Genomic DNA, 26893 nt, shown 5'->3' on the forward strand with positions numbered 1-26893 from the left:
CGGTCACACCTGTGCCTGCTGCCACTCGGCAAACTGGATTTCCAGACTATTCTGAGCATCGGACAGCCAAATAGTTCCCTCTTGCAACGTCGCCTGCAGCGTCATGGTGCGGCTGGCCAATGCCGTCAGGCGCGCCAGCTGTTCGTCGTCGAGAAAACGCACGCTCAGGTTCTTGTGGCCGGCCACCTTGCCCTGCATTCCCTGCCACCATACGTGCGCGGCGCGCTCGCCGTAAGCGTACAGCACCACGCGCGGCGACTGGTTGCAGGCCTTGCGAATGCGCTTCTCGTCGGGCAATCCCATCTCGATCCACATTTCCAGCCCATTGTGGTCGTTGCGCTGCCAGATCTCCGGCTCGTCGTCGGCGCTCAGCCCTTTGGTGAACACCAGCCGTTCGTCCGCATGGCAGATCCAGGCCAGCAAGCGCAGCATCATGCGCTGCTCGTTTTCGGACGGGTGTTGCGCCAGCGTCAGCGTGGCGTCGTGGTAGAAGTGACGATCCATATCAGCAATATTGACCGCGGCTTTATAAATGGTTGCTTTCAGCGCCATGGGTGACCTCGTTATTATCCGGCGACAGTGTACTTGATCAGGGCCAAACCCCGCCAGCGCGGCCAGGCCGCGGCAGTGCGAAAGGCGTGCCAGGGTGCTGATAACTCCATAACAGCTGTGCTATAGTCGTCTAGGATAGGATAAAACTCCGAGAGCCTGCGCCTCATCGCGAGAGCGGTCTTGATGATGCAGAGGTTCTTAAGGGAGGAAACTGTGCAACAATACTGTGAGTTAGTACGCCGTACTTACGCCGAGATTGGCAGTGGAGATCTTGGCTACGTGCCTGATGCGCTGGCTTGTGCGTTAAAGGCATTGGACGATGTCGCAGCGAACGACGCGCTACCGTCCTCCGTTAGGGAACAGGCGGCCTTTGCCGCCGCTAACTTATTGGTGAGCGACTATGTTGATGAATGATGAGTACCAACCCATCAATTGCGATGACTACGACAACCTGGAACTCGCCTGTCAGCATAAACTTATTCTGAAGCTGGAGTTACGCGACGGAGAAGTGATCGAGGCCAAGGCGATCGACCTGCTGCAAAAGAAACGCGTTGAGTATCTGACCATCGAACAGAACGGCCAACAGCGCGACCTGCGCCTTGACCATATCAGCAGTTTCAGTCATCCGGAAATCGGTACCGTGGTCGTCAGTCTGTCGGACTGAGTAGCGGTAACCCCATCCCAACAGGGCAGCCCAACGGCTGCCCTCGTCATTTAAGGCTTCAGGCTGGCGTAAAAGGCCGCCAGATCGGCGATATCGTCATCCGACAGCCCCGACACATAGGCCTTCATCACCTCGGCTTGGCCGCCGTTGCGCTCCCCTTTCTTATACGCCTGCAGCGCGTGCTGCAGGTACATGGCATTCTGCCCGGCCAGATTCGGGTACATCGGCACCGTCACCTTGCCCTGCGCGCCGTGGCACGCCGCGCAGGCGGCGGCTTTCGCCTGACCGGCGGCCGCATCCCCCGCCGCCAACGCCGGCAGGCTGAACAGGCCGGTGGCCAACAGCGTGATCCCCACAAACTTCATCATTGCTCCTCGCTATTATGATTTTTTTCCCAGCGCAGCCGCCATGGGCGTTCGCCTTCCGGCACCAGCCCCGCTTCACAGACGAATACGCCCAGCGCGGCGATCAGCTGCTCATCATAATAAATCAACGGGATGCGTTCACGCTGCCAGGGCGGAATACCCAGCTCCTGCCACAGTTTTTTTATCGGCCGCGAATGGGTGCGCCCCACGATGCGTACCGTGCCCTGCACGCCGCCGAAACGAATGCTGATCCGCTGCGATGGCTGCGGCGCACGCAGCGCCAGCTCGCCCTCACCGGCGACAAGCCGCCCCAGCCCATCCGGCAGCGCCAGCGGCTCGTCAGGCTGCCAGGGCAGATGCACATCGCGCAGCGCCGCCAACGGCGGCAACAGGTGCAACCGGCCGCGGAAACGGCGAATCTGATAGGTGCCGAGCTGCAGCTGCGGTTCGGCATCCTCCCGGCTGAGCGCCACCTCCTCCCACAGGCGTTGCAGCTGCTCACGCGCCGGCATGGCGACGTTAAACAACGCGATCCAGCGCCGCAGCAAGGCGAAGCGCCGCACCGGCGAACAGTCCGTCAGGCCGTCAATCGCCAATGAGCGATCCGCCGCCAACAGGTTTTGCAGCGGTTCCGCCAGCAGTTCGTCCAGCAGTTGCTCCTGCTCGGCGCACAGGCCGGCGCTGCGCGCCACCGCCGAGGCGAAGTGCGGCCAGCGTTGATTGAGCTGCGGCAGCACCTGCAACCGCAGGAAATTGCGATCGAAGCGCGTGTCCTGATTGCTGTCGTCATCGATCCAGGTTAAGGCGTGGCGTTGCGCGTAGCTTTCCAGCGTCTGACGCGAACAGCCCAACAGCGGCCGCAACAGCAGGTGCTCACCCAACGCCGCGCGCGCCGCCATCGCCGACAGCCCCGCCGGCCCGCTGCCGCGCTTGAGCGCCAACAGGAAGGTTTCGCTTTGATCGTCGAGGTGTTGAGCGGTGAGCAGCGCTTCGCCCTCCGTCAGCGCGGTGCTGAAGGCGGCATAGCGCGCCGCACGCGCCGCCGCTTCGATACCGCCCTGGCGGGCGTCCACCTGCACGTGCGTCACCGTCAGCGGGATCTGCCAGTCGGCACAGCGGCTGCGGCAATGCTCAACCCAGCGGTCGGCAAAGGCGCTCAGGCCGTGATGCACGTGCAGCGCACGCAGCTGCAGCGCCGGACGCTGGCGGCGCAACGCCGCCAGCGCATGCAGCAGTACGCTGGAATCCAGGCCGCCGCTGAACGCCACCAGCAGCCGCTGCTGCGCGCCCAACTGGTCCGCCACCCGCGTCGTTAATTGATCAGTATTCATCGGTAGGCTTTGTCACTTCTACATAGCTGCACGTTAACCCCGCCTACCGTCATCAATCAAGCATTAACCGTCCGGGCCTGGCGCCGCGTCAGCAACCACCAGCCGCCCAGCACCGCGATCACCGCCAGCGAGCATCCGGCCGCTCCCCAGCCGATCTGAGCGAAAATGCGGCCATACGCCTGCATCGCCGCCCCCTCGATGTGATCCTCGGCGGTCTGATTAGCGATAATGCCCGCCAGGTAGTTGGCGATCGAGCCGGTCGCCAGCATATAGATACCGGTCAGCACGCCGGTGGCGCCGGGGATATTCAGCCGGGTGATCTGCGCCATCGCCACCGGATCGATAAACAGTTCGGCGAAGCCCATCACCGCCAGGCCGGCGATCATCAGCCCCATCGATCCCGGCCCGTGCAGCCGCGTATTGAGCGCCATCAGCGTAAAGCCGACGCCGATCAACAGCAGACCGAAGGCGAACTTGCACCAGATGCGCAGCGTGCGATCGCCCGTACCGTCGCCGCTCGCAAGCCATGCCAACGCCACGCCGCCCAGCATCACCGCGCAGGCGTTAACCGACTGGAACAGCGCGGTCGGCACCGTCCAGCCGAACCAGCGCCGATCGACGAAGTGATCGATAAACAGGCTGATGGAGCTGCCGCCCTGCTGGGCGAAAGCCCAGAACAGCGTGCCCAGCAGCATCAGCACAACGATCTGCCACAGCCCCCGGCGCTGGCCGGCGTCCGCACGCAGCATAATGCGCGCCACCAGCACCACCGCCGCCACGCATACCAGCCCGAGCAAATAGCCGGCCCAGTCGTGCACAAACAGCAGCGTGAAGAACAGCGGCGATGCCAGCAGCGCCGCCAACAGCCAACCCCAGTGCGGCAAACCCAGGCTTTTGGCGCGCATCAGCGGTGCATTCACGCCGCGGGTATGGCGGAAGTGGCGCCCGCCAAGCAGGAAGATCGCCAGGCCGGCGAACATGCCGATCCCGGCCAACGCAAAGCCGACGTGCCAGCCATAGCGCTCGGCCGCCAACCCGCAGGCGATCGGCGCCAAAATGGAACCGACGTTGCCGGCGGCGTACAGCAGCGAGAAGCCCCCTTCGCGGCGCGAGTCCTGCGCCGGATACAGCTCGCCCAGCAGGCAGCTGATATTGGATTTGAACAGACCGTAGCCGCAGATGATGATGGCCAGCGCCAGATAGAGCGACTGGGCGGAGACCGCACTCAGGCCGAGCACGATATGCCCCAGCGTCATCAGCGCCGCGCCGGCAATCACCGCGACGCGATTGCCCAGCAGGCGGTCGGCGAGCCAGCCGCCCAAAATAGGAGTGACATAAACTAACGAAGCGTAAGCGCTGTAGAGATCGATGGCGTGACTGTCGGTATAGCCGAGTTGGTGGGTCAGATAGAGAATCAGTAACGCACGCATGCCGTAAAAGCTGAAATATTCCCAAATTTGTATGGCTACGACATAGTAGATTGCGCGCGGCTGTGAGGGTGTTTTCATGGAGGTCTCCCATCAGTCGGTGAACGACAAAGGGGAAGCGCGAGCGCCTCCCCTGTTATTGGCTGCGGTTATTTCGCCTTCAGCACTTTCACCCGATAACGTCCGTCCGCCTGACGATAGGCGCCGTGAATGTCGGTTTCAAAGCCCGGATAATGCGCGCCGATTTCGCACAGCATCTGCAGGAACTCCAGCACCGGCCGGCTCTCCTCGGTCAGCATTTCGCCCGGCATCACCAGCGGCACGCCCGGTGGGTATGGGAGGATCATATTGGCGTTGACCTTGCCGACCATATCTTCCAGATAGACTTCTTCCACTTCGCCGTGCAGCTCTTTCTGGAACGCCTGATACGGGTTCATCACCATGGTTGGCAGCACTTCGAACGCGCGATACATCAGATCCGGCAGGTTGTGTTGCTCCACCAGGCGGTGAATGTTCTGCGCCAGATCCTGAATGCGCATGTTTTCATAGAAATCAGGCGCTTCCTGATACAGCGAAGGCAGCATGTTTTTCACCCGCAGGTTCAGATCGAACGAGCGTTTGAAGTCGGTCATCGCGCGCAGCAGGCTGAGCGCCTTGGTTTTGTCGATGCCGATGCTGAACAGGAACAGCAGGTTGTACGGCCCGGTTTTCTCGACGATGATGCCGCGTTCGTCGAGGTATTTCGCCACGATGCTGGCCGGGATACCGAACGGCTGCATCTCGCCTTCCTTGCTCATCCCCGGCGTCAGAATGGTGACCTTGATCGGGTCGAGATACATGTGTTCGTTATCGATATTCTTGAAGCCGTGCCAGGCGCTGTCGGAACGCAGCGGCCAGCATTCCGGCTCATCGATATGCTCCGGCTGCCAGACGTCGAAGAACCAGCCGTCGGATTCAACTTTCAGGCGTTTGATCTCTTTGCGGAACTTGATCGCGCGCTCGATAGAGCCGTTGATCAGGCGCTTGCCGGCGTTGCCTTTCATCATCGCCGCGGCGGTTTCGGTCGACGCCACGATGCCGTAGTGCGGCGAGGTGGTGGTGTGCATCATGTAGGCTTCGTTGAAGGTTTCTTCGTTGATGTCACCCTTCACGTGAATCATCGAAGCCTGCGAGAAGGCCGCCAGCAGTTTGTGGGTGGACTGGGTTTCATAGATCACCTTGCCCTCCACGCGGCCGCCGCTCATGCCACACTTGCCTTTGTAGATCGGGTGGAAGTTGGTGTAAGGCACCCAGGCGGAATCGAAGTGGATCGACTTCACGTCCAGGGTGTTCTTGATAAAGTCGGTGTTGTACAGCAGGCCGTCATAGGTGGAGTTGGTGATCACCGCGTGTACCGGCCAGGTGGCGTTCGGGGTGTCCTTCACGCGTTTGGCGATGGTGGCGCGCTGGAACTCGCTCTGCGGAATGCCGCCGAGGATGCCGTAGGCGTTGCGGGTCGGGCGGAAGTAGATCGGCGTGATGTCACTCATCATCATCAGGTGAGTCAGCGACTTGTGGCAGTTACGGTCAATCAGCACCGTGCTGCCCGCCGGCGCCGAGTACATGCCGACGATCTTGTTGGCGGTGGAGGTGCCGTTGGTGACCATGTAGCTGCGTTCGGCGTTGAACACGCGGGAAATGTACTCTTCCGCCTCTTTGTGCGGGCCGGAGTGATCCAGCAACGATCCCAGTTCGGACACCGAAATCGAGATATCCGACTTCATGGTGTTCGGGCCGAAGAAATCGTAGAACAGGCTGCCCACCGGGCTCTTCTGGAACGCGGTGCCGCCCATGTGGCCCGGCGTACAGAAGGTGTATTTGCCTTCGCGCACGTATTTGAACAGCGCCTTGGTCAACGGCGGCAGGATGGTGTCGATATACTCGTCGGTATTCTGTTTGATCTTGGCGGCGATGTCGGTTGCCGCGCCGAGCGCATATTCGAAGAAGCGCACCTGCATGCGCAGATCGTTCAGGCTGACGTCCAGCGTCGAATAGGTGTTGGCGAACGCGTACAGCGGCATGTACTCGTTCAGCTGGCTGATCTCTTCGCACAGCTCCAGGTTGTATTTGTCCCAGTCGAAGATCACCCCGCACAGACGGGCGTTGTTCTCGATCAGTTTCAGCAGGTCTTCGCGATCGTTAGGGTAAACGATGCGGAAATCCAGACTTTCCAGCGCCTGATGCAGTTCACGGATAGGCTCTTCTTTGAAGTAGACACCCATGTGATTCATGATGGCGATAACGTTCATATGCATTTCTCCTGGCAAAGCAAGCCCCTTCCCGTCGCGGCTGACAGGTCGGAAAGAAAGGGGCTGGGTAAATTCAGTCGGTCAGCGGACGCGAATCAGTGCGCTTTGGCCGTGGTGTTTTCATCGACCGCCGCTGCGTTGGCAGCCTGGCGGGTATTCATTTTCCGGGCGTAGAACATCAGGATAATCAGGCTGATGATAAAGGTGCCGGACAGTTCGAATGAGTTGGCGCCCATCAGCGCGATGAAGCAGAAGCCACAGCCGCACACCGAAGCGATCAGGCTCAGCAGGTTGCGCACGTTGACCCCTTCGAAGCGGATCAGGTCTACGCAGGAGTAGAAGTAAGGCAGCATGGTCAGCAGCACCGCGATGCCGGTCAGTTCGCCGAACAGGTCGGACGCTTTGCCGCCGGCGGAGCTCATCAGGGTGATCAGCACCATCAGCGCGGTCATTTTGCAACCGGCCAGCAGCAGGCCTTTCTTCGGAATGCCGTTTTTATCCAGCTCGCCGTACACTTTCGGGAAGTTGCCGTCGTTGGCGGCACGTACCCCGGCCTGGCCGACCAGCATCATCCACGAACCCAGTGACGTCAGGCAGGCGAAGGCGGTGAAGGCGGAAACCATCGGTGCGGCCCAGTTGCCCATAATCGCCGAGGCGCTGATGGCGAACGGCGCGCCGCTGGCGGCCATTTCAGACGCCGGGAACATACCGCTGATCACCTGGGTGGCAGCGATGTAGATAATGCCAGCCAGGCCGGTGCCGAGCATGGTTGCCAGCGGCACGGTACGTTTCGGGTTTTTCACCATGCCGGTGCTGACCGCTGCGGATTCCACGCCGATAAACGCCCACAGGCACAGCAGGATACTCTTGATGACCGCATGGCTGTCGGTGGTGCCGGAGGTATTCCAGTTAGCCTGATAGGTGGCGACGTCAAACCAGTGCCAGCCGATGGTGGCAGTCACGATCACCGGGATCAGCACCAGCACCAGGCCCAGGGTGGTCAAACGGCTGACCCAGGTTCCGCCCAGCATGTTCACGAAGGTGAAGACCCACACGATAGCGATACAGGCGATGCCGGCAGGTACCGGGTTGTTCAGAGCCGGGAAGAAGGTGGAGAGATAAGAAACGGCGGTAATGCCGATGGCCAGGTTACCGATCCAGTTGGCATGGTAATAAAGCACGCCGGTCTGGAAACCGAAGGCCGGGGAGATTTCACCCGCGTAGGCGATAGGGCCGCCCTGCTGCGGGTTTTTGGTGGCGAGGCGGGCATACACATAGGCCAGCGACATCGCCCCGATAATCGAGATCACCCATCCCCAGATGGCGATAGATCCGAGACTCGCCAGATTGGCGGGCAATAAGGCAATCCCGCTCCCCATCATATTACCGGCGACGACGCCGGTGCAGGCAATAAGCCCTATTTTCTTGGGTGAAGCCATGGTCAGTTTCTCCTGATTTACGTTTCTTATAAGCCACACCCATAAATAAAAGATTTTAATGAGCCGGCTTGATAGTCAGGATGCTAACCATCGGGGGGAATAAAGTCCTAAAGATAAAGTGAGATTACGCTCATGATCATACAAATGATAACCTGAGGTTTTTCATTAACACATCAAGATAAAAAGGTAAGCTAAAGAAAAGATAAACATCATTTTAAAACAACAATATAGAAAGGTTAAAAACAAATAACAAACGGCAGAAAAGAAATAATATCGCGCAGCAAAATAATACATTCACGCAACATACCTTCACCAATAAATAACGCCACCATGATTCCCGGAGAATAATGGCGGCGTGATATCGGTTAATTATTGGCGCTGATAGTTATTTAAATAAGGCACCACGTTGGTCAATGACGTCTGGAATACGCCATTGGTTATCCAATGCAATGTGTCTTCGCCGGGGCGAAGATTGAATGCGGTAATATAAGAATCCGCTGCCAAATGGTTCTGCCCCTGCATTTCATACACCTTGCCCAGCAGCACATAATTCAGCCACGACATTTGCAATTCAATCCCCAGATCGATCGCCCGGTGCGCCTCGTCAATGCGCCCCTGCGTCAATGCATCTACCGCCAGAACTTGCTGCATGATTGGCGTGTTTTTCAATTCGGGGATCGTCGCCAGATGGCTGATATCGGCGCGCAATTGCGCCAGGGCCTGGCTGTCGAACGGTTGATAAGAATTACGCAGCAGATCCACCAGCGCCTTTTCGGCCAGCAGGTAGTGGAAGTTCGGCGCGCTTTTAATCAGCTCGCTCAGCTGGGCGCTGGCGCGGGTCAACGAATCGGCGTCGCCGTGGATCAGCAACTGATGCGCCTGGTAGAAACGCTGCAGCAACGGCCCGTTGTCGGGCAGCAGCTGCGCCAGGCGCTGCGCCAGCTGTGGCGGCCAAGGCTGCTTCAGCGCAGCGGACAGGCTGGAGAGGAAGTCGGTCTGGATCTTCAGCTGGTTATCGGCAGTAATAAAGTAACGCTTGTCCAGCATGACTGAGCTGTCGGCGTTATCCACCAGCCGCACGGACAGGAAACACTGCTGGGCGCGGTAGTGGCGCTGATTGACGAACTCGATATACAGCGACTTGCCCGAGTTGCTGGGGCCGGAATAGTTGTAGTTGGTCTGGTCGTGCACCAGGAAGGTCGAGTAGGTGTTCAGCGAATCGGTGATCAGCTCGCTGACGCCCACCACATAAGAGAGCTGCGGCATCCAGTTACTGCAGCTCTCGCCGCCCTGGATGCGAATATCGATATCGCGCGGGTTGAGCAACACCGGCATGGTGGATACCGGCACGCGCTGCGACAGCGTGGCGATGCCGACAAACGCCACGCAGACGCTGAGCGCCGCCAGAAACGCCAGCCACACCCAGAAGGTCGAGCGACGATAAAAACGCGGCTTCTTTTCGCCGGGCGTGGCAGGCGGTGCGCTTGCCCGGCGCGGCGGCACATACGGCGTCTCGTCTTCCTCGCTGCCGTCTTCCGGCTCATGCATGATCACCGCGATCTGCGGCGCCAGTGCGGGAGCGGGTTGCGTCTCCCCTTCTTCACACCAGATCACCGACGTCGCCAGCTTATACCCGCGCTTGGGCACGGTGATAATGTATTCCGGGCTGTCGCTGTCGCCGTCTTTCAGGTATTTGCGCAGCTCTGAAATACATTGGGTCACCACGTGGTTGGTGACGATATTGCGCTTCCAGACGTTGTCGATCAGCTCGTCGCGGCTCAGCACCACGTCGGGATGCCGGGCGAAATAGCACAGCATGTCGATCAGGCGCGGTTCCAGCGTTTTTTGGCGTCCGTCGCGGCTGATGGTGTTGTCGGCAGGGGTCACCAGCCACTCCCCGACGCGAAAAGCAGGCTCTTGCATGGCGGAAATAACTCTGTAGGCATGTAGGGCAAGGGCGCGATCATAGCATAACCGCCCCCGGCTGTGGCCGCCGGGAGGCGATTAAGCCGTTAACTCTCGTATAATTCTAACGGTAAACCATCGGGATCGCTGAAAAAGGTAAAACGGGATTGGGTATAAGGATCGACGCGGACCGGTTCGCAGGCGACGCCGGCCGCCTGCAGATGGGCGATGGCCTGGTCAATGTCGTCAACGCTGAACGCCAGATGGCGCAGGCCGCAGGCCTCCGGGCGGCTGACGCGGGCCGGCGGCGAAGGGAAAGAAAACAGCTCGATAGTGTATTGCCCGTTGAGCGCCAGATCGGCTTTCCAGGAGCCGCGCTCCTCGCGGTAGACTTCGCTCAGCAGGGTAAATCCGAGAATGTCGCAGTAAAAATGCTTACTGGCGGCGTAGTCCGCGCCAATGATCGCGATATGGTGTACCTGACGTAACGCCAGCATGGCGGCCTCTCCTGTTCGGTTTGATGAGGCAAGGTATCCGGCGGCGGCGATGACGTCAATGAGAACGCCCGGCATATCTTTCCAAACCGCCGGGCGTGTAATGCATTACGGCTGCGGGGCTTTCAACACCTTCACCAGATAGCGTCCGTCCTCCGTCAGTTTGGCGCCGTGGATGTCGGTTTCAAAGCCGGGGTAGCGTTCGCCGATCGAGCACAGCATCAGCAGAAAATCGAGCACTGCCCGGCTCTCTTCGGTGATCATTTCTCCCGGCATCACCAGCGGCACGCCCGGCGGATACGGCAGGATCATATTGGCCGCCACCTTGCCCACCAGCTGATCCAGCTCACAGGTTTCCACGTTGCCGCGCACCTGCTCCTGGAACATCTGGTGCGGCGTCAGCTTCATTTCCGGCAGCACATCGAACGCCCGCTGCATCAGGCGCGGCAGCTCGTGCTGGCAGATCAGGCGGTGAATGCCGGCGGCCAGATCCTGAATGCGCATGTTGCGATAGAAATCCGGATCCTCGGCGTACAGATCCGGCAGCATGTTCTTCACCCGCAGGTTGAGATCGTAGGCGCGTTTGAAGTCGGTCAGGCCGCGCAGCAGGCTCATCGCCTTGGTTTTATCGATGCCGATACTGAACAGGAACAGCAGGTTGTACGGCCCGGTCTTCTCCACCACGATGCCGCGCTCGTCGAGGTACTTCGCCACCAGCGCCGCCGGGATCCCCTCCTCCTCCAGCGTGCCCAGCTCGTTCATGCCCGGCGTCAGGATCGTCACCTTGATCGGATCGAGGTACATGTGATCGCGATCGGTCTGGCCAAAACCGTGCCAGTTGTCGTCCGGATCCAGTGGCCAGCATTGCGCTTCATCGATCTCTTCCGGCTGCCAAATGTCGAAGAACCAACTGTCGCTCTCCTCGCGCAGCCGCTGCACTTCACGGCGAAAATGCAGCGCACGCTCCACCGAGCGGTTGATCAAGCGGCGCCCCGGGTTGCCGCGCAGCATGGCGGCAGCGGTCTCCATCGATGCCACGATGCCATAGTGCGGTGAGGTGGTGGTGTGCATCATGTAGGCTTCGTTGAAGGTGCTCTCGTCGTAGTCGCCCTTGATATGAATCATCGAAGCCTGCGAGAAAGCCGCCAGCAGCTTGTGCGTCGACTGGGTTTCGTAGAAAACCTTACCGGGCACCCGCTCGCCGCTCATGCCGCTTTTGCCGTCGTAAATCGGATGGAAGTTGGTGTAAGGCACCCAGGCGGAGTCGAAGTGGATCGATGGCACCTCCAGCGTCTGCTTGATGTAGTCGGTGTTGTACAGCAGCCCGTCATAGGTGGAATTGGTGATCACCGCGTGCACCGGCCAGGTGGCGTTCTGGGTCTCCTGCACCCGGGCGGCGATGCTTTCGCGGGTAAACTCGCGCTGCGGAATGCCGCCGAGGATGCCATAGGCGTTGCGCAGCGGGCGCAGATAGATCGGCACGATATCGCTCATCATCAACAGGTGACACAGCGATTTGTGGCAGTTGCGGTCGATCAGCACCGTGCTGCCGGCCGGCGCCGAATACATGCCGACGATCTTGTTGGCGGTGGAGGTGCCGTTGGTGACCAGATAACTCTGCTCGGCGTTGAAGGTACGCGCGATATACTCTTCGGCCTCCAGGTGCGGCCCGGTGTGATCCAGCAGCGAACCGAGCTCGGTAACCGAAATCGAGATGTCGGCCTTCAGGGTATTGGCGCCGAAGAAATCGTAGAACAGGCAGCCCACCGGGCTTTTTTGAAACGCGGTGCCGGCCATGTGGCCCGGCGTGCAGAAGGTGTACTTCCCTTCGCGCACGTAGTTGAACAGCGCCTTGGTGAGCGGCGGCGTAATGGTATCGATGTATTCCGCGGTGTACTGCTGGATGCGCTGCGCGATATCGTCGGCCGCATTTAGGCCATACTCGAAGAAATAGAGCACCATGCGCATTTCATGCAGGCTGACGTCGAAAGTGGAGTGGGTATTGATAAAGGCGTACAGCGGCAGGTATTCGTTCAGCTCGTTGATCTCGCTGCACAGCTCCAGGCTGTAGTCGTCCCAGTCGAAGATCACCCCGCAGATGCGGGCGTTGGCTTCGATCAGCTTCAGCAGGTCGCCGCTGTTTTTGGGGTACACCAGCTGGAATCCCATAGCAGCCAGCGCAGCATGGAGCTCGCGGATCGGCTCATCTTTGTAGTAGACGCCCGTCGGGCCCATGATGGCGATGATATTCATCGGCAGCTCCTGTCAGTTAACGGCCAAGTCTCTATAACACCACGAAAATCCGGCGGTGTGTAGCCAAAAAAAAACCGCCCGGAGGCGGTTTCTTGCAACGAAGCACAGAACTCAGCAGTAGCCGTAGTTCATCAGACGCTGGTAGCGACGGTTGAGTAACTCTTCGTCGTTCAGACCGTCCAGATCTTTCAGATCGGCCAACAGCTGCGCTTTCAGCGCGGCCGCCATCGCCGGCACGTCGCGGTGTGCGGAACCGAGCGGCTCCGGGATCACCGAGTCAATCAGCTTCAGCTCTTTCAGGCGCGGCGCGGTGATGCCCATCGCTTCTGCGGCCAGCGGCGCCTTGTCGGCACTCTTCCACAGGATGGAGGCACAGCCTTCCGGCGAAATCACCGAGTAGGTGCTGTACTGCAGCATGTTCACCTTATCGCCCACGCCGATCGCCAGCGCGCCGCCGGAGCCGCCTTCGCCGATGACGGTGCAGATGACCGGTACGTTCAGACGCGACATCTCACGCAGGTTGCGCGCGATGGCTTCAGACTGGCCACGCTCTTCCGCGCCCACGCCCGGATAAGCGCCCGGGGTGTCGATAAAGGTGATGATCGGCATCTTGAAGCGGGCGGCCATTTCCATCAGGCGCAAAGCCTTGCGGTAGCCTTCCGGCGCCGGCATACCGAAGTTGCGGCGGATCTTCTCTTTGGTTTCACGGCCTTTCTGGTGCCCGATGATCATCACCGGGCGACCATCCAGGCGCGCAATACCGCCGACGATCGCTTTGTCATCGGCGTAAGCGCGATCGCCCGCCAACTCTTCGAAGTCGGTAAAGATGTGTTTGATATAATCCAGGGTATAAGGACGGCGCGGGTGGCGTGCCAATTGGGCAATCTGCCAAGCCCCAAGATCGGCAAAAATCTTGCGCGTCAGCTCAACGCTCTTTTCACGCAGGCGCTGAACCTCTTCGTCCAGATTAATATCTAATTTTTCGTCTTGACGGCTGACTGCAGTCAGCGAGTCAATTTTCGCTTCCAGCTCTGCAATCGGCTGTTCAAAATCAAGAAAATTCAGACTCATAGCATTCCTATTTTAGTCAAATTCCAAGTCCACCTGCTCATTGCCTACCAACGTCCGCAAGTCTATCAACAAGCGGTCGGTGGGCGTCACGCGCCAGGTTGCGCCAAAACGCAGCTTGGCTCGCGCATCTTCCCGTTGATAGTAGAGATGCACTGGAATCGTCCCCGATCGATGGGGTTCCAACGACTGACGGAGACGGTTCAAAAGCTGGTCATCAATTTGCCTGTCAGTCAGCGAGATAGCAAGCCCGCGAGCGTATTTTTCCCGGGCTTCACTGATGTCCATTACCTCGCGGGCCATCATTTTAAGCCCGCCGCTAAAGTCATCAAAGCTGACCTGTCCACTGGCGATAAGGATACGGTCTTTTTCCAACAAATGCTGGTATTTTTCTAACGCTTCGGTGAATAACATCACTTCCAGACGGCCCGAACGGTCATCCAATGTACAGATACCGATGCGGTTGCCGCGCTTGGTCACCATCACCCGCGCGGCGACCACCAGCCCGACGGCGGTGGTCATTTTGCCCCGATCCGTCGGGTGCATGTCTTTCAAACGCTGGCCACCGGCGTAACGTTCGATCTCCTTCAGGTACTGGGTGATCGGGTGGCCGGTCAGGTACAGCCCCAGCGTCTCCCGTTCACCGTCCAGCACCACCTGCTCCGGCCAGGGGGCGATATTGGCATAGGATTGCTCCACCTGCTCCGGCGCCTCCGCCAGCACGCCGAACATATCTACCTGGCCAATAGCTTCGGCTTTCGCATGCTGATCCGCCGCTTTCAACGCGTCGCCGAGCGAATTCATCAGCGCGGCGCGGTGCGGCCCGAGGCGATCGAACGCGCCGGACATGATCAGTTTTTCCAGAATGCGGCGATTCAGTTTCTTGATGTCGGAGCGCGCACACAGGTCAAACAGGTCTTTGAAGTAACCTTGTTCGCCGCTGTTGCGCGCCTCGATAATGGCCTCGATCGGCCCTTCGCCCACGCCCTTGATGGCGCCGATGCCGTAAACGATCTCGCCGTCGTCGTTGACGTGGAAGTGATACAAACCGCTGTTGATGTCCGGCGGCAGGATCTTCAGCCCCATGCGCCAGCATTCGTCCACCAGCCCCACCACTTTGTCGGTGTTGTCCATATCGGCGGTCATCACCGCCGCCATAAACTCGGCCGGATAGTGCGCCTTCAGCCACAGCGTCTGATACGAAACCAGCGCATAGGCGGCGGAGTGCGATTTGTTGAAGCCGTAACCGGCGAACTTCTCCACCAGGTCGAAGATTTTCACCGACAGTTCGCCGTCGATACCGCGCGCTTTCGCGCCGTCTTCAAAGCCGCCGCGCTGCTTGGCCATTTCGACCGGGTTCTTTTTACCCATCGCACGGCGCAGCATGTCCGCGCCGCCCAGGGTATAGCCGGCCAGCACCTGGGCAATCTGCATCACCTGTTCCTGATACAGGATGATGCCGTAGGTCGGTTCCAGCACCGGCTTGAGCGACTCATGCTGCCACTGAATGTCCGGGTAGGAGATCTCTTCGCGGCCGTGTTTGCGGTCGATGAAGTTATCCACCATGCCCGACTGCAGCGGCCCCGGGCGGAACAGCGCCACCAGTGCGATCATGTCTTCGAAGCAGTCGGGCTTCAGACGTTTGATCAGGTCTTTCATGCCGCGCGATTCAAGCTGGAACACCGCCGTGGTTTCCGAGCGCTGCAGCATGTCGAAGCTTTTCTTGTCGTCGAGCGGAATGGCGGCGATGTCGATCGGTTCCAGCCCGGTTTTGGCGCGCCGGGCGTTGATCATCTCCAGCGCCCAGTCGATGATGGTCAGGGTACGCAGACCGAGGAAGTCGAACTTCACCAGCCCGGCGTATTCCACGTCGTTCTTGTCGAACTGGGTCACCGGATGGTGCCCTTCGGCGTCGCAGTACAGCGGCGCGAAGTCGGTGATTTTGGTCGGCGCGATCACCACGCCCCCGGCGTGTTTACCGGCGTTGCGCGTCACCCCTTCCAGCTTGCGCGCCATGTCGATCAGCGCCTTGACCTCTTCGTCGGCCTCGTAAATTTCCGGCAGCTGCGGTTCGGCGGCGAAGGCTTTTTCCAGCGTCATGCCCGGATCCGGCGGCACCAGCTTGGAGATGCGATCGACGAAGCCGTACGGATGCCCCAGCACGCGGCCCACGTCGCGGATAACCGCTTTCGCCGCCATAGTACCGAAGGTGATGATCTGCGATACCGCTTCGCGGCCGTACATCTCCGCCACGTGCTCAATTACCTGGTCGCGCTTCTCCATGCAGAAGTCGACGTCGAAGTCGGGCATCGAGACACGTTCCGGGTTCAGGAAGCGTTCGAACAGCAGGTCGAATTCCAACGGATCGAGGTCGGTGATTTTCAACGCATAGGCCACCAGCGAACCGGCACCGGAGCCGCGCCCCGGTCCCACCGGTACGTTGTTGTCCTTCGACCACTGGATAAACTCCATCACGATCAGGAAGTAGCCGGGGAACCCCATCTGGTTGATCACCTTCAGCTCGACGTCCAGACGCTCGTCGTATTCCGGGCGGCGCTGCGCGCGCACTTCAGGATCGGGGAACAGGAACTCGAGACGCTCTTCCAGCCCCTCTTTCGATTTGAGTACCAGGAAGTCCTCGGTGCTCATGTCGCCGGTCGGGAACTGCGGCAGGAAGTATTCGCCGAGGCGAATGGTGACGTTGCAGCGCTTGGCGATCTCGACGCTGTTCAGCAGCGCTTCCGGAATGTCGGCGAACAGCTCGCACATCTCGTCTTCGCTGCGCATGTATTGCTGCGGGCTGTAGTTGCGCGGCCGCTTGGGATCGTCCAGCGTAAAGCCGTCGTGGATGGCGACGCGAATCTCATGGGCATCGAAGTCGTCTTCCACCAGGAAGCGCACGTCGTTGGTGGCCACCACCGGCAAACCGCGTTCGGTGGCCAGCGCCACCGCCGCATGCAGGTAGTTCTCTTCGTCCGGGCGGCCGGTGCGGATCAGTTCCAGGTAGTAACAGTCCGGGAAGTGCTGCTGGTAGAAGTCCAGGCACTGATCCACCTGCGCCTGGTTGCCGCGCAGCAGAAACTTGCCGACGTCGCCCTGACGCGCGCCGGAGAGCAGAATCAGCCCTTCACGATGTTCAATCAGCCAGTCGCGATCGATGGTCGGGCCGGCGGCCCCGTAGCCACGCTGATAGGCGCGGGAAATCAGCAGCGTCAGGTTCTGGTAGCCTTCGTTGTTGCTGGCCAGCACCGTCAGCTGAGCCAGCTCGTCGCCCAGCTCTTCGCTTTGCACATGAAAATCCGCGCCGATGATCGGTTTGATCCCGGCGCCGTGCGCGCTGCCGTAGAACTTCACCAGCCCGCACAGGTTGGTGAAATCGGTGATTGCCAGAGCAGGCATGGCTAACGCGGCGGCTCTTTTCACCAGCGGCGCCGTCTTGGCCAATCCATCAATCATGGAGTAGTCACTGTGGACGCGCAGGTGAATAAAACGAGGTTCGGCCATCTCCAGATACCTGATTGAAGGGGCTCAGCAGGCTGAGCCCGGGTTAATGCTATCGTCGAGCCTGGTCAACCAGGCCCGCAGACTACAGCGCCAGCGCCCTTTTCACCGGCGCGAAGCTGCGGCGGTGGTGCTCGGTGGCGCCCAGCGCGGCCAGCCGCTCCAGGTGGAGGGCGGTCGGGTAGCCTTTATGCTGCGCGAAACCGTAGTTCGGGAACTCGCTGTCCAGCTCGGCCATTTCGCGATCGCGCGTGACCTTTGCCAGAATGGACGCCGCGCTGATCTCCGCCACGCGGCTGTCGCCCTTCACCACCGCCTGCGAACGCATCGGCAAGTGCGGGCAACGGTTACCGTCGATTAAAACCATGTCCGGCGCGATATGCAACCCGGCCACCGCGCGCTGCATCGCCAGCATGGTGGCGTGCAAAATGTTCAGCTGGTCGATTTCCGCCGGCTCGGCGCGCCCCAGGCTCCAGGAGAGCGCCTTGGCGACGATTTCGTCATACAGCGCCAGGCGGCGTTTTTCACTGAGTTTCTTGGAGTCCGCCAGCCCGACGATCGGCTGCGCCGGATCGAGGATCACGGCGGCGGTGACCACCGCGCCAACCAACGGGCCGCGGCCCACTTCGTCCACACCGGCAATCAGCGTGGCAGCGGGATAGATAAAGGGTTCAATCATGCTTTCGCCAGCTCCAACACAGCCTGAGCGGCCTGTTCGTCCGCACCGCAACGGATGCTTTGGTGCAAGGTAAGGAAAGTCTGTTTCAGCGCTTCGGTTTGCGGGCTCTCTTCCAGCAGCGGCATCACGGCGGCGGCCAGTTTGTCCGGCACGCAGTCATGCTGCAGCAGCTCGGTGACGATCTCGCGCCCCGCCAGCAGGTTCGGCAGCGAAACGTAAGGCGTTTTCACCAGCTTCTGCGCCAGCCAGAAAGTGAACGGCTTCATGCGATAGCCCACCACCATCGGGCACTTGGCCAGCATGCACTCCAGCGCAGCCGTGCCGGACGCCAGCAGCGCCGCGTCGCTGGCGATCATCGCCTCGCGCCCCTGGCCGTTCAGCAGGTGTACGGTCAGATCCGGCGCCACTTCCGCCTTGATGCGCTCAAACTGCTCGCGCCGTTTGGCGTTAACCAGCGGCACCACCACTTCAAGCTCGGGATAACGCATGCACAGCAGCTGCGCTGTTTTGAGGAAGTCGGCGCTCAGCATCTCAACTTCGGCGCCGCGGCTGCCCGGCAGCAAGGCCAGACAGCGCGCCTGCGGATCGATGCCAAGCTGAGCGCGCGCCGCCAGCCGATCGGGCTGTAACGGCATGGCATCTGCCATGGTATGGCCGATAAACCGGCAAGGCACGTTGAAACGATCGTAAAACGCTTTTTCGAAAGGGAGAAAGGCCAGCACCAGATCGGTGGCTTTGCCAATTTTGAAAACGCGCTTTTGCCGCCAGGCCCACACGGAAGGGCTGACGTAGTGAATGGTGCGGATGCCGCGCTGCTTGAGGCGGCCTTCCAGCGTGATGTTGAAGTCCGGCGCGTCGATGCCGACAAACACGTCCGGCCGCAGCTCGCCGAAGCGGCGGGTGAGATCCTTGCGGATCTTCAACAGGCGTGGCAAACGCTCAAGCACTTCCACCACGCCCATGACCGCCAGCTCTTCCATTTCGTACCAGGCTTCGCACCCTTCGGCCTGCATCAGCGGGCCGGCGACGCCAACGAAACGCGCGTCGGGGATCTGCGCCTTGAGCGCGCGGATCAAACCGGCGCCGAGAATGTCACCGGAGGTTTCTCCGGCGACCAATCCGATAGTCAATGGACGATTCGACATAACTCAGCGAATGATGCCACGGGTGGAACGGGTGAAGAAATCGAGGTACAGCTGCACCACCGGTTGCTCTTTGGCCAGGGCTTCGATTTCCGCTTTCGCTTCATCCAGCGTTTTCTCGCTGCGATACAGGATCTTGTAGGCATTGCGAATCGCCTGCATTTCATCCTTGTCAAAACCGCGACGCTTCAGGCCAATCGCATTGACGCCGAACGGCGTCGCGTGGTTGCCCTGAGCGATGACGAAAGGAGGCACGTCCTGAGCGACGCCGGAACAACCGCCTACCATCACATGCGCACCGATAACGCAGAATTGGTGGATCGCCGTCATGCCGCCGATGATGGCGTGATCGTCGATTTCCACGTGTCCGCCGAGCGTAGCGTTGTTGGCCAGCACACAGAAATTGCCGACCACGCAGTCATGCCCGATATGCGTATTGACCATCAGCAGGTTATCGTTGCCCACTTTGGTCAGGCCGGTGCCCTGCGCGGTGCCGCGATGAATGGTGACGCTTTCGCGGATGCGGTTGCGATCGCCCACTTCAACGCGCGTCGGTTCGCCCGCGTATTTCAGATCCTGGTTCACTTCACCGATGGAGGCGAACTGATAAATCTGGTTATCGCAGCCGATCTTGGTAATGCCGTTCACCACCACGTGGGATTTCAGCACCGTGCCGGCGCCGATTTCCACCTGGGAGCCGACGTAGCAGAAAGGGCCGATATGCACGTTGGCGCCGATCACGGCGCCTTCTTCGACTATCGCGCTAGGATGGATAAAGGCGGTTTGGTCAATCACGGATTAAGCCTCCCGGCTGCGGGCACACATCATGGTTGCTTCGCAGACAATCTTACCGTCAACGGTCGCCACGCCTTTGAAGCGAGTCAGGCCGCGGCGAGTTTTCTCGAAGGTGACTTCCATGACCATCTGATCCCCTGGCACCACAGGACGCTTGAAGCGTGCTTCGTCGATACCGGCGAAGTAATACAGCTCGCCCGGCTCCAGTTTGCCGACGCTTTTAAACGCCAGGATACCGGTGGCCTGCGCCATGGCTTCCAGGATCAATACGCCTGGGAAAATCGGTTTGCCAGGGAAGTGGCCCTGGAAAAACGGTTCGTTCACCGATACGTTCTTCACCGCACGCAGATATTTGTGCTCTTCAAACTCGAGGACGCGGTCGACCAGCAAGAACGGGTAACGGTGAGGAAGCAGATCCAAAATTTCTGCAATATCCAGAGTATGAGTGTCAGTAGTCAAAATACTCTTCCTGTCTCTAAAAACTGATGGCATCAACAACACGGCCTGCGCTGACCCCAAAAGGAGATCATCATGCAGGCCGCAAATTAACATCTCTTTGCGCTTTTGGTCTCACGACCAACGCGTTTCGTTTTGTCCCCGCCAAGGCGGGCGGCAATGATTAGTCTTTTCCGACTTTACGTTCGACAGCTTTCAAGCGCTTGCTGATCTCATCGATATTCATCACCAACGCAGCGGTTTTACGCCAAACCTTGTTAGGCTGCAACGGAATGCCCGAAGAGTATACCCCAGGTTCGGTGATTGGTCGCATAACCATTCCCATTCCGGTAACAACAACCTTGTCGGCAATCTCCATGTGACCGTTGATCACGCTGGCACCGCCGATCTGGCAGTAGCGGCCGATTTTCAGGCTGCCGGCCATGATCACGCCGCCGGCGACGGCGGTATTGTCGCCAATCACGACGTTATGTGCAATCTGACATTGGTTGTCGATGATAACACCATTCCCGATTTGGGTGTTATCCAAAGCGCCGCGGTCAATGGTGGTGCAAGCGCCGATTTCGACGCGATCGCCGATAATCACCGTGCCCAACTGAGGGATTTTGATCCACTCGCCGCGCTCATTCGCATAGCCGAAACCGTCCGCGCCGATCACGGTGCCGGACTGGATCAGGCAGCGCTGGCCAATTTCAACCGCATGATAAATTGTGACGTTCGCCCACAGACGCGTTCCCGCGCCGATGCGTGCGTGTTTGCCAATGAAGCAGCCCGGGCCGATAACCACGTTATCGCCCAGCACCGCACCCGACTCGATCACCGCGTTCGCCCCAATGGCGACGTTGTGCCCCAGCTGCGCCTCAGGCGAGATCACCGCGCTTGGCGCGATATCCTGCGCCGGTGCCGGCGTGGTGTCCATCAGCTGCGCCATGCGCGCGTAGGTCAGGTAAGGGTTCTTAACCACCAGCGCCGCAGCACGGCAGTGTGGTAAATCCGCTTCGGTAAGCACCACGGCGCTTGCCTGGCAGGAAGACAGCTGCTCTTGATAGCGGCTGTTTGACAAAAACGTGATTTGGCCAGGCTGTGCCGAATGCATAGAAGCAATGCCGGTGATGACGAGATCGCCATCACCGTGCAATTGTGCATCCAACTGCTGCGCTAAATCAGCCAGTCGAATTGAAAGCATGTGTTATTTAACCTGTTTCAGCACGTCAGCAGTGATATCTTTGGAAGAGTCTGCATAGGCAACGGCGTTGGCGTCGATCACCACGTCATAACCGCCTTTGCTGGCAACAGATTTCACAGCGTCCTGGATGCGGCTCAGGATCTTGTTACGCTCTTCCATCTGGCGACGACGGTTGTCCTGCTCGAAAGCCTGCGCTTTCTGAGAGAACTGCTCGCGCTGTGCCATCACGTCTTTTTCCAACTTGCTGCGGTCACTGGCTTTCATGGTAGCGCCGTCACGCTGCAGACGTTGCATTTTGGTCTGCAGGCTACGTTCCATGTTCTGGAGTTCGCTTGCACGGCCCTTAAACTCGTTTTCCAGCTGTTTAGCGACCGCTTCGCGGGCCGGCAGCTGTTGGAAAATGCTGGAGACGTTAACGACAGCGATCTTATCTGCTGCCTGAACGCCAGCTGAAGCAGCCATTGCTAAACCGAGGCCTGCGGCACACAACCACTTTTTCACTATAAACTCCTTACCATCACCCATTTGTGTCATATGACACTGAAGTACACAATTTGCCAGACTTATCCCACCAAACAATGAGAATCATCTCCCTCTGCCGGCGGGCGCCTGGCCATTGCGATTCTTAATAACTGTTATGCCCAGAGGCGAGACCCGTTACCAGGTCTTACCGATGTTAAACTGGAACTGTTCGGACTTGTCGCCTTCGTATTTCTTAATCGGGTTGGCGTAAGAGAACACCAACGGCCCCAGCGGTGACATCCACTGCAGCGCGATACCGGCGGAGGAACGAATATTGCCCGCTTTACTGTAGTCCGGCACGCCGTACATCAGCGTCTCGTTGGTATTCTTCCACTTGGTATCCCACACGGTACCGGCATCGATGAACAGCGACGTCCGCACGGAGTTGGCGTATTTATCGCTGATGAACGGCGTCGGGGTAATCAACTCCAGGCTGGCAACCGCCATGGCGTTACCGCCCACCGCGTCATTCGAGCTGCAGATGTTCTGACGATCGGTCGTGCTGCCGGCTTTGAACTGGCACCGGTACGAGTTGGAGTTGTAGTACACCGCCTTCGGACCGATGGTGTTGGACTGGAAGCCACGCACGGTGCTCGAACCACCGGCATAGAAGTTCTCATAGAACGGCATTTCCTTGCCGCCCAGCCCATCCGCGTAACCCAGACGGCCACGGCCCAACAGCACCCAGGTGCGATCGTCGTTGATCGGCACGTACTGAACGCTGTCCAGCGTCACCTTATAGTATTCGTTGTCCGAGCCCGGAATGGTGACCTTGCCGTTCAACGTGGTGCGGTTACCCGACGTCGGGAAGTAGCCGCGGTCCAGGTTGTTGTAGGTCCAGCCCAGGTTCAAGGTAAAGTCGTCCGTCGAGTAGCTGGCGCGATCGGTTTTGTTCGCATTCACGCCCATCGAGTCGAGATAACGCCACATGGCGATCTGCGGCTGCATTTTCGACAGGCCGTTGTGGACGTAGCCCAGACCGGTGCGCAACGAGTTGTTTTCGTTGATCGGGAAGCCCAGCGTGCCGTCAACACCGTAACTCTTGTTGGTGTAGTCCGACAGATCCGCGTTATCCGCTTTAAAGTCGTTGTAGAACACGCGGCCGCCCAGGCTCACACCGTCAACGGTGAAGTACGGGTTGGTGACCGACAGTTCGGTATAGGTTTGGTAGTCGTTTTTGGTGCCGCTGATGCCGACCGAGTAGCCGGTACCCAACCAGTTGTCCTGCTGCACGCCGGCCTGGAAGCTGACGCCGCTCTCGGTGCCGTAACCAACGCCGAAGTTGAAGGTACCGGTGTTGCGTTCTTTCACCTTGTAGGTCACGTCGACCTGATCGGCGGTACCCGGCACGCGCTGGGTTTCCACGTCAACCGTTTCGAAGTAGCCCAGACGGTTCAAACGCTCCTTGCCCTGCTCGACCTGTTCGTTGCCGAGCCAGGCGCCTTCCATCTGGCGCATTTCGCGACGCAGTACGGAATCCTTGCTGGTGTCGTTGCCTTCGAACTTGATGCGGCGCACGTAGAAGCGGTTGCCCGCGTCGACGTTGACGTGCAGCTTGACGGTTTTATCCGCGTCGTTGATCTCCGGCTGAGTGCCGACGCGCGGGTAGGCGTAACCATAACGGCCCAACATCGTTTTGATGTTGTCTTCCATTTTGGTCACCTTGCTGCCGTTATACAGCTCGCCCGGTTCGATCTTGGTGATCTGAGCGACTTCCGCCGAGTGGCCGGCCAGGTTGCCGTTCACGACAACATCGGAAAGCTTGTACTGATCGCCTTCGGTGATGTTGATGGTGATGTAGATGCCTTTTTTATCCGGCGTCAGGCTCACCTGGGTAGAATCGATGTTGAAGCGGGCATAGCCGCGATCCAGATAGAAGCTGCGCAGGGTTTCGAGATCGCCCGCCAGTTTTTGCTTCTGGTATTTGCGATCGCCGACGAGGTTCCACCACGGCACCTCGTCACGCAGCTGGAAGCGCGAGATCAGTTCGTCGTTGGTGAAGGCATGGTTGCCGACGATGTTGATTTGTTGAATCTTGGCGGAGACCCCTTCCGTGAACACCAGCTTCAGGTCGACACGGTTGCGCGGCAGCGGCGTGACCACGGCTTTCACCGAGGCGCTGTATTTACCGACGCTGTAGTAGAAGTCTTCCAGCCCTTTTTCAATGCTGGAGATCGTGGTGCGGTCGAGCGCCTCGCCCACCCGGACGCCGGAGGCTTCCAGGTTCTGCTTGAGCATGTCATCCTTCACCGACTTGTTGCCGGAGAAAGTGATGCTGGCGATGGTAGGACGTTCCTTCACCTGCACGATCAGGGTATTACCATCGCGCAGTACGCGCACGTCCTCGAAGTTGCCGGTGGCAAACAAGGCACGGATGGTATTACTGATGTCATCGTCAGTGACGGTATCGCCTACGCGAACCGGCATGTTGAGTAACGCCGCACCGACGGCGACTCGCTGCAGGCCTTCGAAATGAATGTCTTTCACTACGAACCCGTCTGCACCGTATACGGTGGCGCTGCCAAACAGCAGCGACGCTATGAGCAACTTTTTCATCGCCATCGTTGTTATGCGTTCTTCCTAACCTATCCCCGCCCCTAGAGGCGGGAAAAATCATTGAAAAGTGCAAGACCCATCAACAACACCAGCACGATCGAACCTATGCGGTAGCTGTAGTCCTGTACTCGCTCGGAAACCGGCCCACCCTTCAGCTTTTCTATCGCCAGGAAGAGGAGATGCCCACCATCTAACACCGGTAATGGGAACAGGTTGATGATCCCCAGGTTGACGCTAATCAACGCCAGGAACATCAGATAATACACGAACCCGACTCCGGCTGACGCCCCTGCTCCCTGTGCAATCGAGATCGGGCCACTCAGGTTGTTCAGCTTTACATCACCGGTTATTAATTTGCCCAGCATGTTAACCGTCAGCCGCATCAGCTGCCAGGTCTTGTCGCCGGCCTGATACAGCGCCGGGAACGGTCCATACTGGCGAATCGTCTTATACTCGTCCGGCAGCGGCAGCACCTTTGGAATGATGCCTGCAAAACCCACCGATTTGTCTTTTCCCACCGGCTTTGTATCCGGTATCAGCGTCAAAGACAAGGGGGCGCCGTTTCTTTCAATCTCCAAAGCCAGCGGTTGCCCCGGGCCATCGTGGATACGCTTCACCAGCGTCTGCCAACGACCCAACGGCTGACCATCGACTTTAACGATCCTGTCCCCCGCTTGTAAACCCGCCTTTTGCGCCGCCGAGTCAGGCTGCACTTCCGCCAACACGGATTCAATCTGCGGGCCGCGCGGCATAATGCCCAGCGCGACAACGGGATCCTGCTTGTCCGGCTCAAAGTTCCACTGGCGTAAATCCAGGGTTTTGGTCACTACCTGCGAAGAGCCGAATGGGGCAACGCCGACTTCGGTTTGCGCATCGCCAATCTTCGCCACCAGCGCCAGACGAACTGACTCCCAATCAGGCGTTTCGATGCCGTCAACCGACTTTAGTTCCATGCCAGACGAAATTTCGGCCCTGGCGGCGATGGATTGCGGCGCGATTTCGCCGATCACCGGGCGGAAACTCGGCACGCCGATGATGAACACCAGCCAGTAGGCAAGGATAGCAAACAGGAAGTTGGCGATGGGGCCGGCGCTGATGATGGCCGCGCGCTGCCAGACGGTTTTGTTGTTGAAGGCCTGATGGCGCATTTCCGGCGCCACCGACTCCACGCGCTCGTCCAGCATCTTCACGTAGCCACCGAGCGGAATCAAGGCGATGACGTACTCGGTGCCCTGGCGATCGGTGCGGCGCCACAGCGCGCGACCGAAGCCGATGGAGAAACGTTCAACGCGCACGCCGCAACGGCGGGCAACCCAAAAGTGTCCGAACTCGTGCACGGTTATCAAGATACCGAGCGCAATCAGAAACGCCACCAGGTTCCAAAGCACGCTGACCATCATCCCTCACTTTCCGTCATCGACGGATTAAAACACCAACAGCATCAGGCAGGCAAACACCGGTACCGCCGCGGTCAGGCTGTCGATACGATCCAGTATGCCACCATGACCGGGGATCAAATGACCGCTGTCCTTGATACCCGCTTCGCGTTTGAACATGCTTTCGGTCAAATCGCCCAGCACCGAAGCCAGCGCGGCGAGCACCGAACAGGCCAACAGGGTGGTCGGCACCACGTTCAGTGGCGCATAGCGGCCGAACAGCCAGGAGATTACCGCCGACGTCAACAACCCGCCGATCAGCCCTTCCCAGGTTTTGCCCGGCGAGACCTTCGGCGCCAGCTTATGCTTGCCGAACAGCTTGCCGAACATGTAGGCGCCGGAATCCGCGCCCCACACCAGCAACATCACGTACAGCAGCCACCAGGCGCCGGTAAACGGGTTTTGCTCGTAGCCGTACTGGCGCAGCGCCAGCATGCCCCAGAAGAACGGCACGATGGTCAGCAGGCCGAACAGCAGGCGCAGCGGGCGCGAGTTGCGCCAGATGGCGGCCGAGCCGGGGTAGAACAGCACCAGCAGCAGCGCCGCCAGCCACCAGACCAGCGACAGCCACAGCGAGCCGCTCACCTGCGGCACGGATTGATGGTACGCGGGAACGCTGAGCATCATCAGCGCCAGCAGAAAACCGCACAGTATCGCCAGCCAGATGCGCTGCGAACGGGAGGTAAAACCGGCCAGTTGGCCCCACTCCCAGGCTGCTAACATGCACACGACGAGCGTTACCAGAGCAAAGGCCAGCGGCGGCAACAGGAACAGCGCCGCGATAACGATCGGGATTAAAATCAGAGCAGTTATGAGGCGATACTTCAGCAAAAG

At 59.3% G+C, this 26893-nt stretch carries 22 protein-coding genes; 2 read left to right on the forward strand and 20 right to left on the reverse strand.

Features of this window, described 5'->3' with window-relative positions:
- Nucleotides 1-3 precede the first annotated feature (3 nt).
- Complete coding sequence (locus C3F38_RS22215; RefSeq protein ID WP_033649819.1) at nucleotides 4-552, reverse strand: YaeQ family protein; 549 nt, start codon at nucleotides 550-552, stop codon at nucleotides 4-6.
- A 213-nt stretch (nucleotides 553-765) separates the two neighbouring features.
- Between C3F38_RS22215 and C3F38_RS22220 the strand changes: the two genes are divergently transcribed.
- A complete protein-coding gene (locus C3F38_RS22220) occupies nucleotides 766-966 on the forward strand; it encodes a YaeP family protein (protein WP_004931993.1) in 201 nt (66 codons plus the stop codon).
- Complete coding sequence (rof, locus tag C3F38_RS22225; protein WP_004931991.1) at nucleotides 953-1216, forward strand: Rho-binding antiterminator; 264 nt, start codon at nucleotides 953-955, stop codon at nucleotides 1214-1216. Before C3F38_RS22220 ends, rof begins: the two co-directional genes overlap by 14 nt.
- 50 nt (nucleotides 1217-1266) lie before the next feature.
- Here rof and C3F38_RS22230 read toward each other — a convergent pair whose 3' ends face one another.
- The 19 genes from C3F38_RS22230 to cdsA form a co-directional block, all read right to left on the reverse strand.
- Nucleotides 1267-1581: a cytochrome c gene (locus C3F38_RS22230; protein ID WP_033649818.1), complete on the reverse strand. Its 315-nt coding sequence runs from the start codon at nucleotides 1579-1581 to the stop codon at nucleotides 1267-1269.
- Complete coding sequence (tilS, locus tag C3F38_RS22235; RefSeq protein ID WP_055312357.1) at nucleotides 1581-2912, reverse strand: tRNA lysidine(34) synthetase TilS; 1332 nt, start codon at nucleotides 2910-2912, stop codon at nucleotides 1581-1583. The genes C3F38_RS22230 and tilS overlap by 1 nt, the downstream gene beginning before the upstream one ends.
- A 56-nt stretch (nucleotides 2913-2968) precedes the next feature.
- Complete coding sequence (gene dtpD, locus C3F38_RS22240) at nucleotides 2969-4420, reverse strand: dipeptide permease DtpD (RefSeq protein WP_047729995.1); 1452 nt, start codon at nucleotides 4418-4420, stop codon at nucleotides 2969-2971.
- 68 nt (nucleotides 4421-4488) lie between these two features.
- Nucleotides 4489-6627 (reverse strand): lysine decarboxylase CadA, encoded by a 2139-nt coding sequence (gene cadA / locus C3F38_RS22245; protein ID WP_103767514.1) that lies wholly within the window; start codon nucleotides 6625-6627, stop codon nucleotides 4489-4491.
- A 95-nt stretch (nucleotides 6628-6722) separates the two neighbouring features.
- Nucleotides 6723-8066: a cadaverine/lysine antiporter gene (cadB, locus tag C3F38_RS22250; RefSeq protein ID WP_038878801.1), complete on the reverse strand. Its 1344-nt coding sequence runs from the start codon at nucleotides 8064-8066 to the stop codon at nucleotides 6723-6725.
- Between the two features lie 369 nt (nucleotides 8067-8435).
- Nucleotides 8436-9989 (reverse strand): lysine decarboxylation/transport transcriptional activator CadC, encoded by a 1554-nt coding sequence (gene cadC, locus C3F38_RS22255; protein ID WP_038878798.1) that lies wholly within the window; start codon nucleotides 9987-9989, stop codon nucleotides 8436-8438.
- An 89-nt stretch (nucleotides 9990-10078) separates the two neighbouring features.
- Nucleotides 10079-10468: a VOC family protein gene (locus tag C3F38_RS22260; RefSeq protein ID WP_038878796.1), complete on the reverse strand. Its 390-nt coding sequence runs from the start codon at nucleotides 10466-10468 to the stop codon at nucleotides 10079-10081.
- A 105-nt stretch (nucleotides 10469-10573) separates the two neighbouring features.
- Entirely contained in the window at nucleotides 10574-12718 is a 2145-nt protein-coding gene (locus C3F38_RS22265; protein WP_047729992.1) for a lysine decarboxylase LdcC, read from the reverse strand.
- A gap of 111 nt (nucleotides 12719-12829) precedes the next feature.
- Nucleotides 12830-13789, reverse strand: a complete 960-nt coding sequence (gene accA, locus C3F38_RS22270) for an acetyl-CoA carboxylase carboxyl transferase subunit alpha (protein ID WP_004931972.1) — start codon at nucleotides 13787-13789, stop codon at nucleotides 12830-12832.
- Nucleotides 13790-13801: 12 nt separating this feature from the next.
- Nucleotides 13802-17290: a DNA polymerase III subunit alpha gene (gene dnaE / locus C3F38_RS22275; protein ID WP_047729991.1), complete on the reverse strand. Its 3489-nt coding sequence runs from the start codon at nucleotides 17288-17290 to the stop codon at nucleotides 13802-13804.
- Nucleotides 17291-17372: 82 nt separating this feature from the next.
- Entirely contained in the window at nucleotides 17373-17966 is a 594-nt protein-coding gene (rnhB, locus tag C3F38_RS22280) for a ribonuclease HII (protein WP_047729990.1), read from the reverse strand.
- On the reverse strand, nucleotides 17963-19111 hold the full coding sequence (gene lpxB / locus C3F38_RS22285) for a lipid-A-disaccharide synthase (protein ID WP_055317565.1): 1149 nt from the start codon (nucleotides 19109-19111) through the stop codon (nucleotides 17963-17965). The genes rnhB and lpxB overlap by 4 nt, the downstream gene beginning before the upstream one ends.
- A gap of 3 nt (nucleotides 19112-19114) precedes the next feature.
- Entirely contained in the window at nucleotides 19115-19903 is a 789-nt protein-coding gene (gene lpxA, locus C3F38_RS22290; RefSeq protein WP_047729988.1) for an acyl-ACP--UDP-N-acetylglucosamine O-acyltransferase, read from the reverse strand.
- A gap of 3 nt (nucleotides 19904-19906) precedes the next feature.
- The gene (fabZ, locus tag C3F38_RS22295; RefSeq protein ID WP_004931962.1) at nucleotides 19907-20362 is read right to left on the reverse strand and encodes a 3-hydroxyacyl-ACP dehydratase FabZ; all 456 of its coding nucleotides are present in this window, start codon (nucleotides 20360-20362) and stop codon (nucleotides 19907-19909) included.
- Nucleotides 20363-20522: 160 nt separating this feature from the next.
- Nucleotides 20523-21545: a UDP-3-O-(3-hydroxymyristoyl)glucosamine N-acyltransferase gene (gene lpxD, locus C3F38_RS22300; protein WP_048234602.1), complete on the reverse strand. Its 1023-nt coding sequence runs from the start codon at nucleotides 21543-21545 to the stop codon at nucleotides 20523-20525.
- Between the two features lie 3 nt (nucleotides 21546-21548).
- On the reverse strand, nucleotides 21549-22046 hold the full coding sequence (gene skp / locus C3F38_RS22305; RefSeq protein WP_004931958.1) for a molecular chaperone Skp: 498 nt from the start codon (nucleotides 22044-22046) through the stop codon (nucleotides 21549-21551).
- 156 nt (nucleotides 22047-22202) lie between these two features.
- A complete protein-coding gene (bamA, locus tag C3F38_RS22310; protein ID WP_038878782.1) occupies nucleotides 22203-24629 on the reverse strand; it encodes an outer membrane protein assembly factor BamA in 2427 nt (808 codons plus the stop codon).
- Nucleotides 24630-24664: 35 nt separating this feature from the next.
- On the reverse strand, nucleotides 24665-26020 hold the full coding sequence (gene rseP, locus C3F38_RS22315; protein WP_038878816.1) for a sigma E protease regulator RseP: 1356 nt from the start codon (nucleotides 26018-26020) through the stop codon (nucleotides 24665-24667).
- Between the two features lie 27 nt (nucleotides 26021-26047).
- Nucleotides 26048-26890, reverse strand: coding sequence for a phosphatidate cytidylyltransferase (gene cdsA, locus C3F38_RS22320; protein WP_047729987.1), 843 nt, complete (start codon nucleotides 26888-26890; stop codon nucleotides 26048-26050).
- Nucleotides 26891-26893: the final 3 nt, after the last annotated feature.

Origin of the sequence: Serratia sp. SSNIH1 (assembly GCF_002935055.1) — a bacterium.
GTDB classification, from domain to species: Bacteria; Pseudomonadota; Gammaproteobacteria; order Enterobacterales; family Enterobacteriaceae; genus Serratia; species Serratia nevei.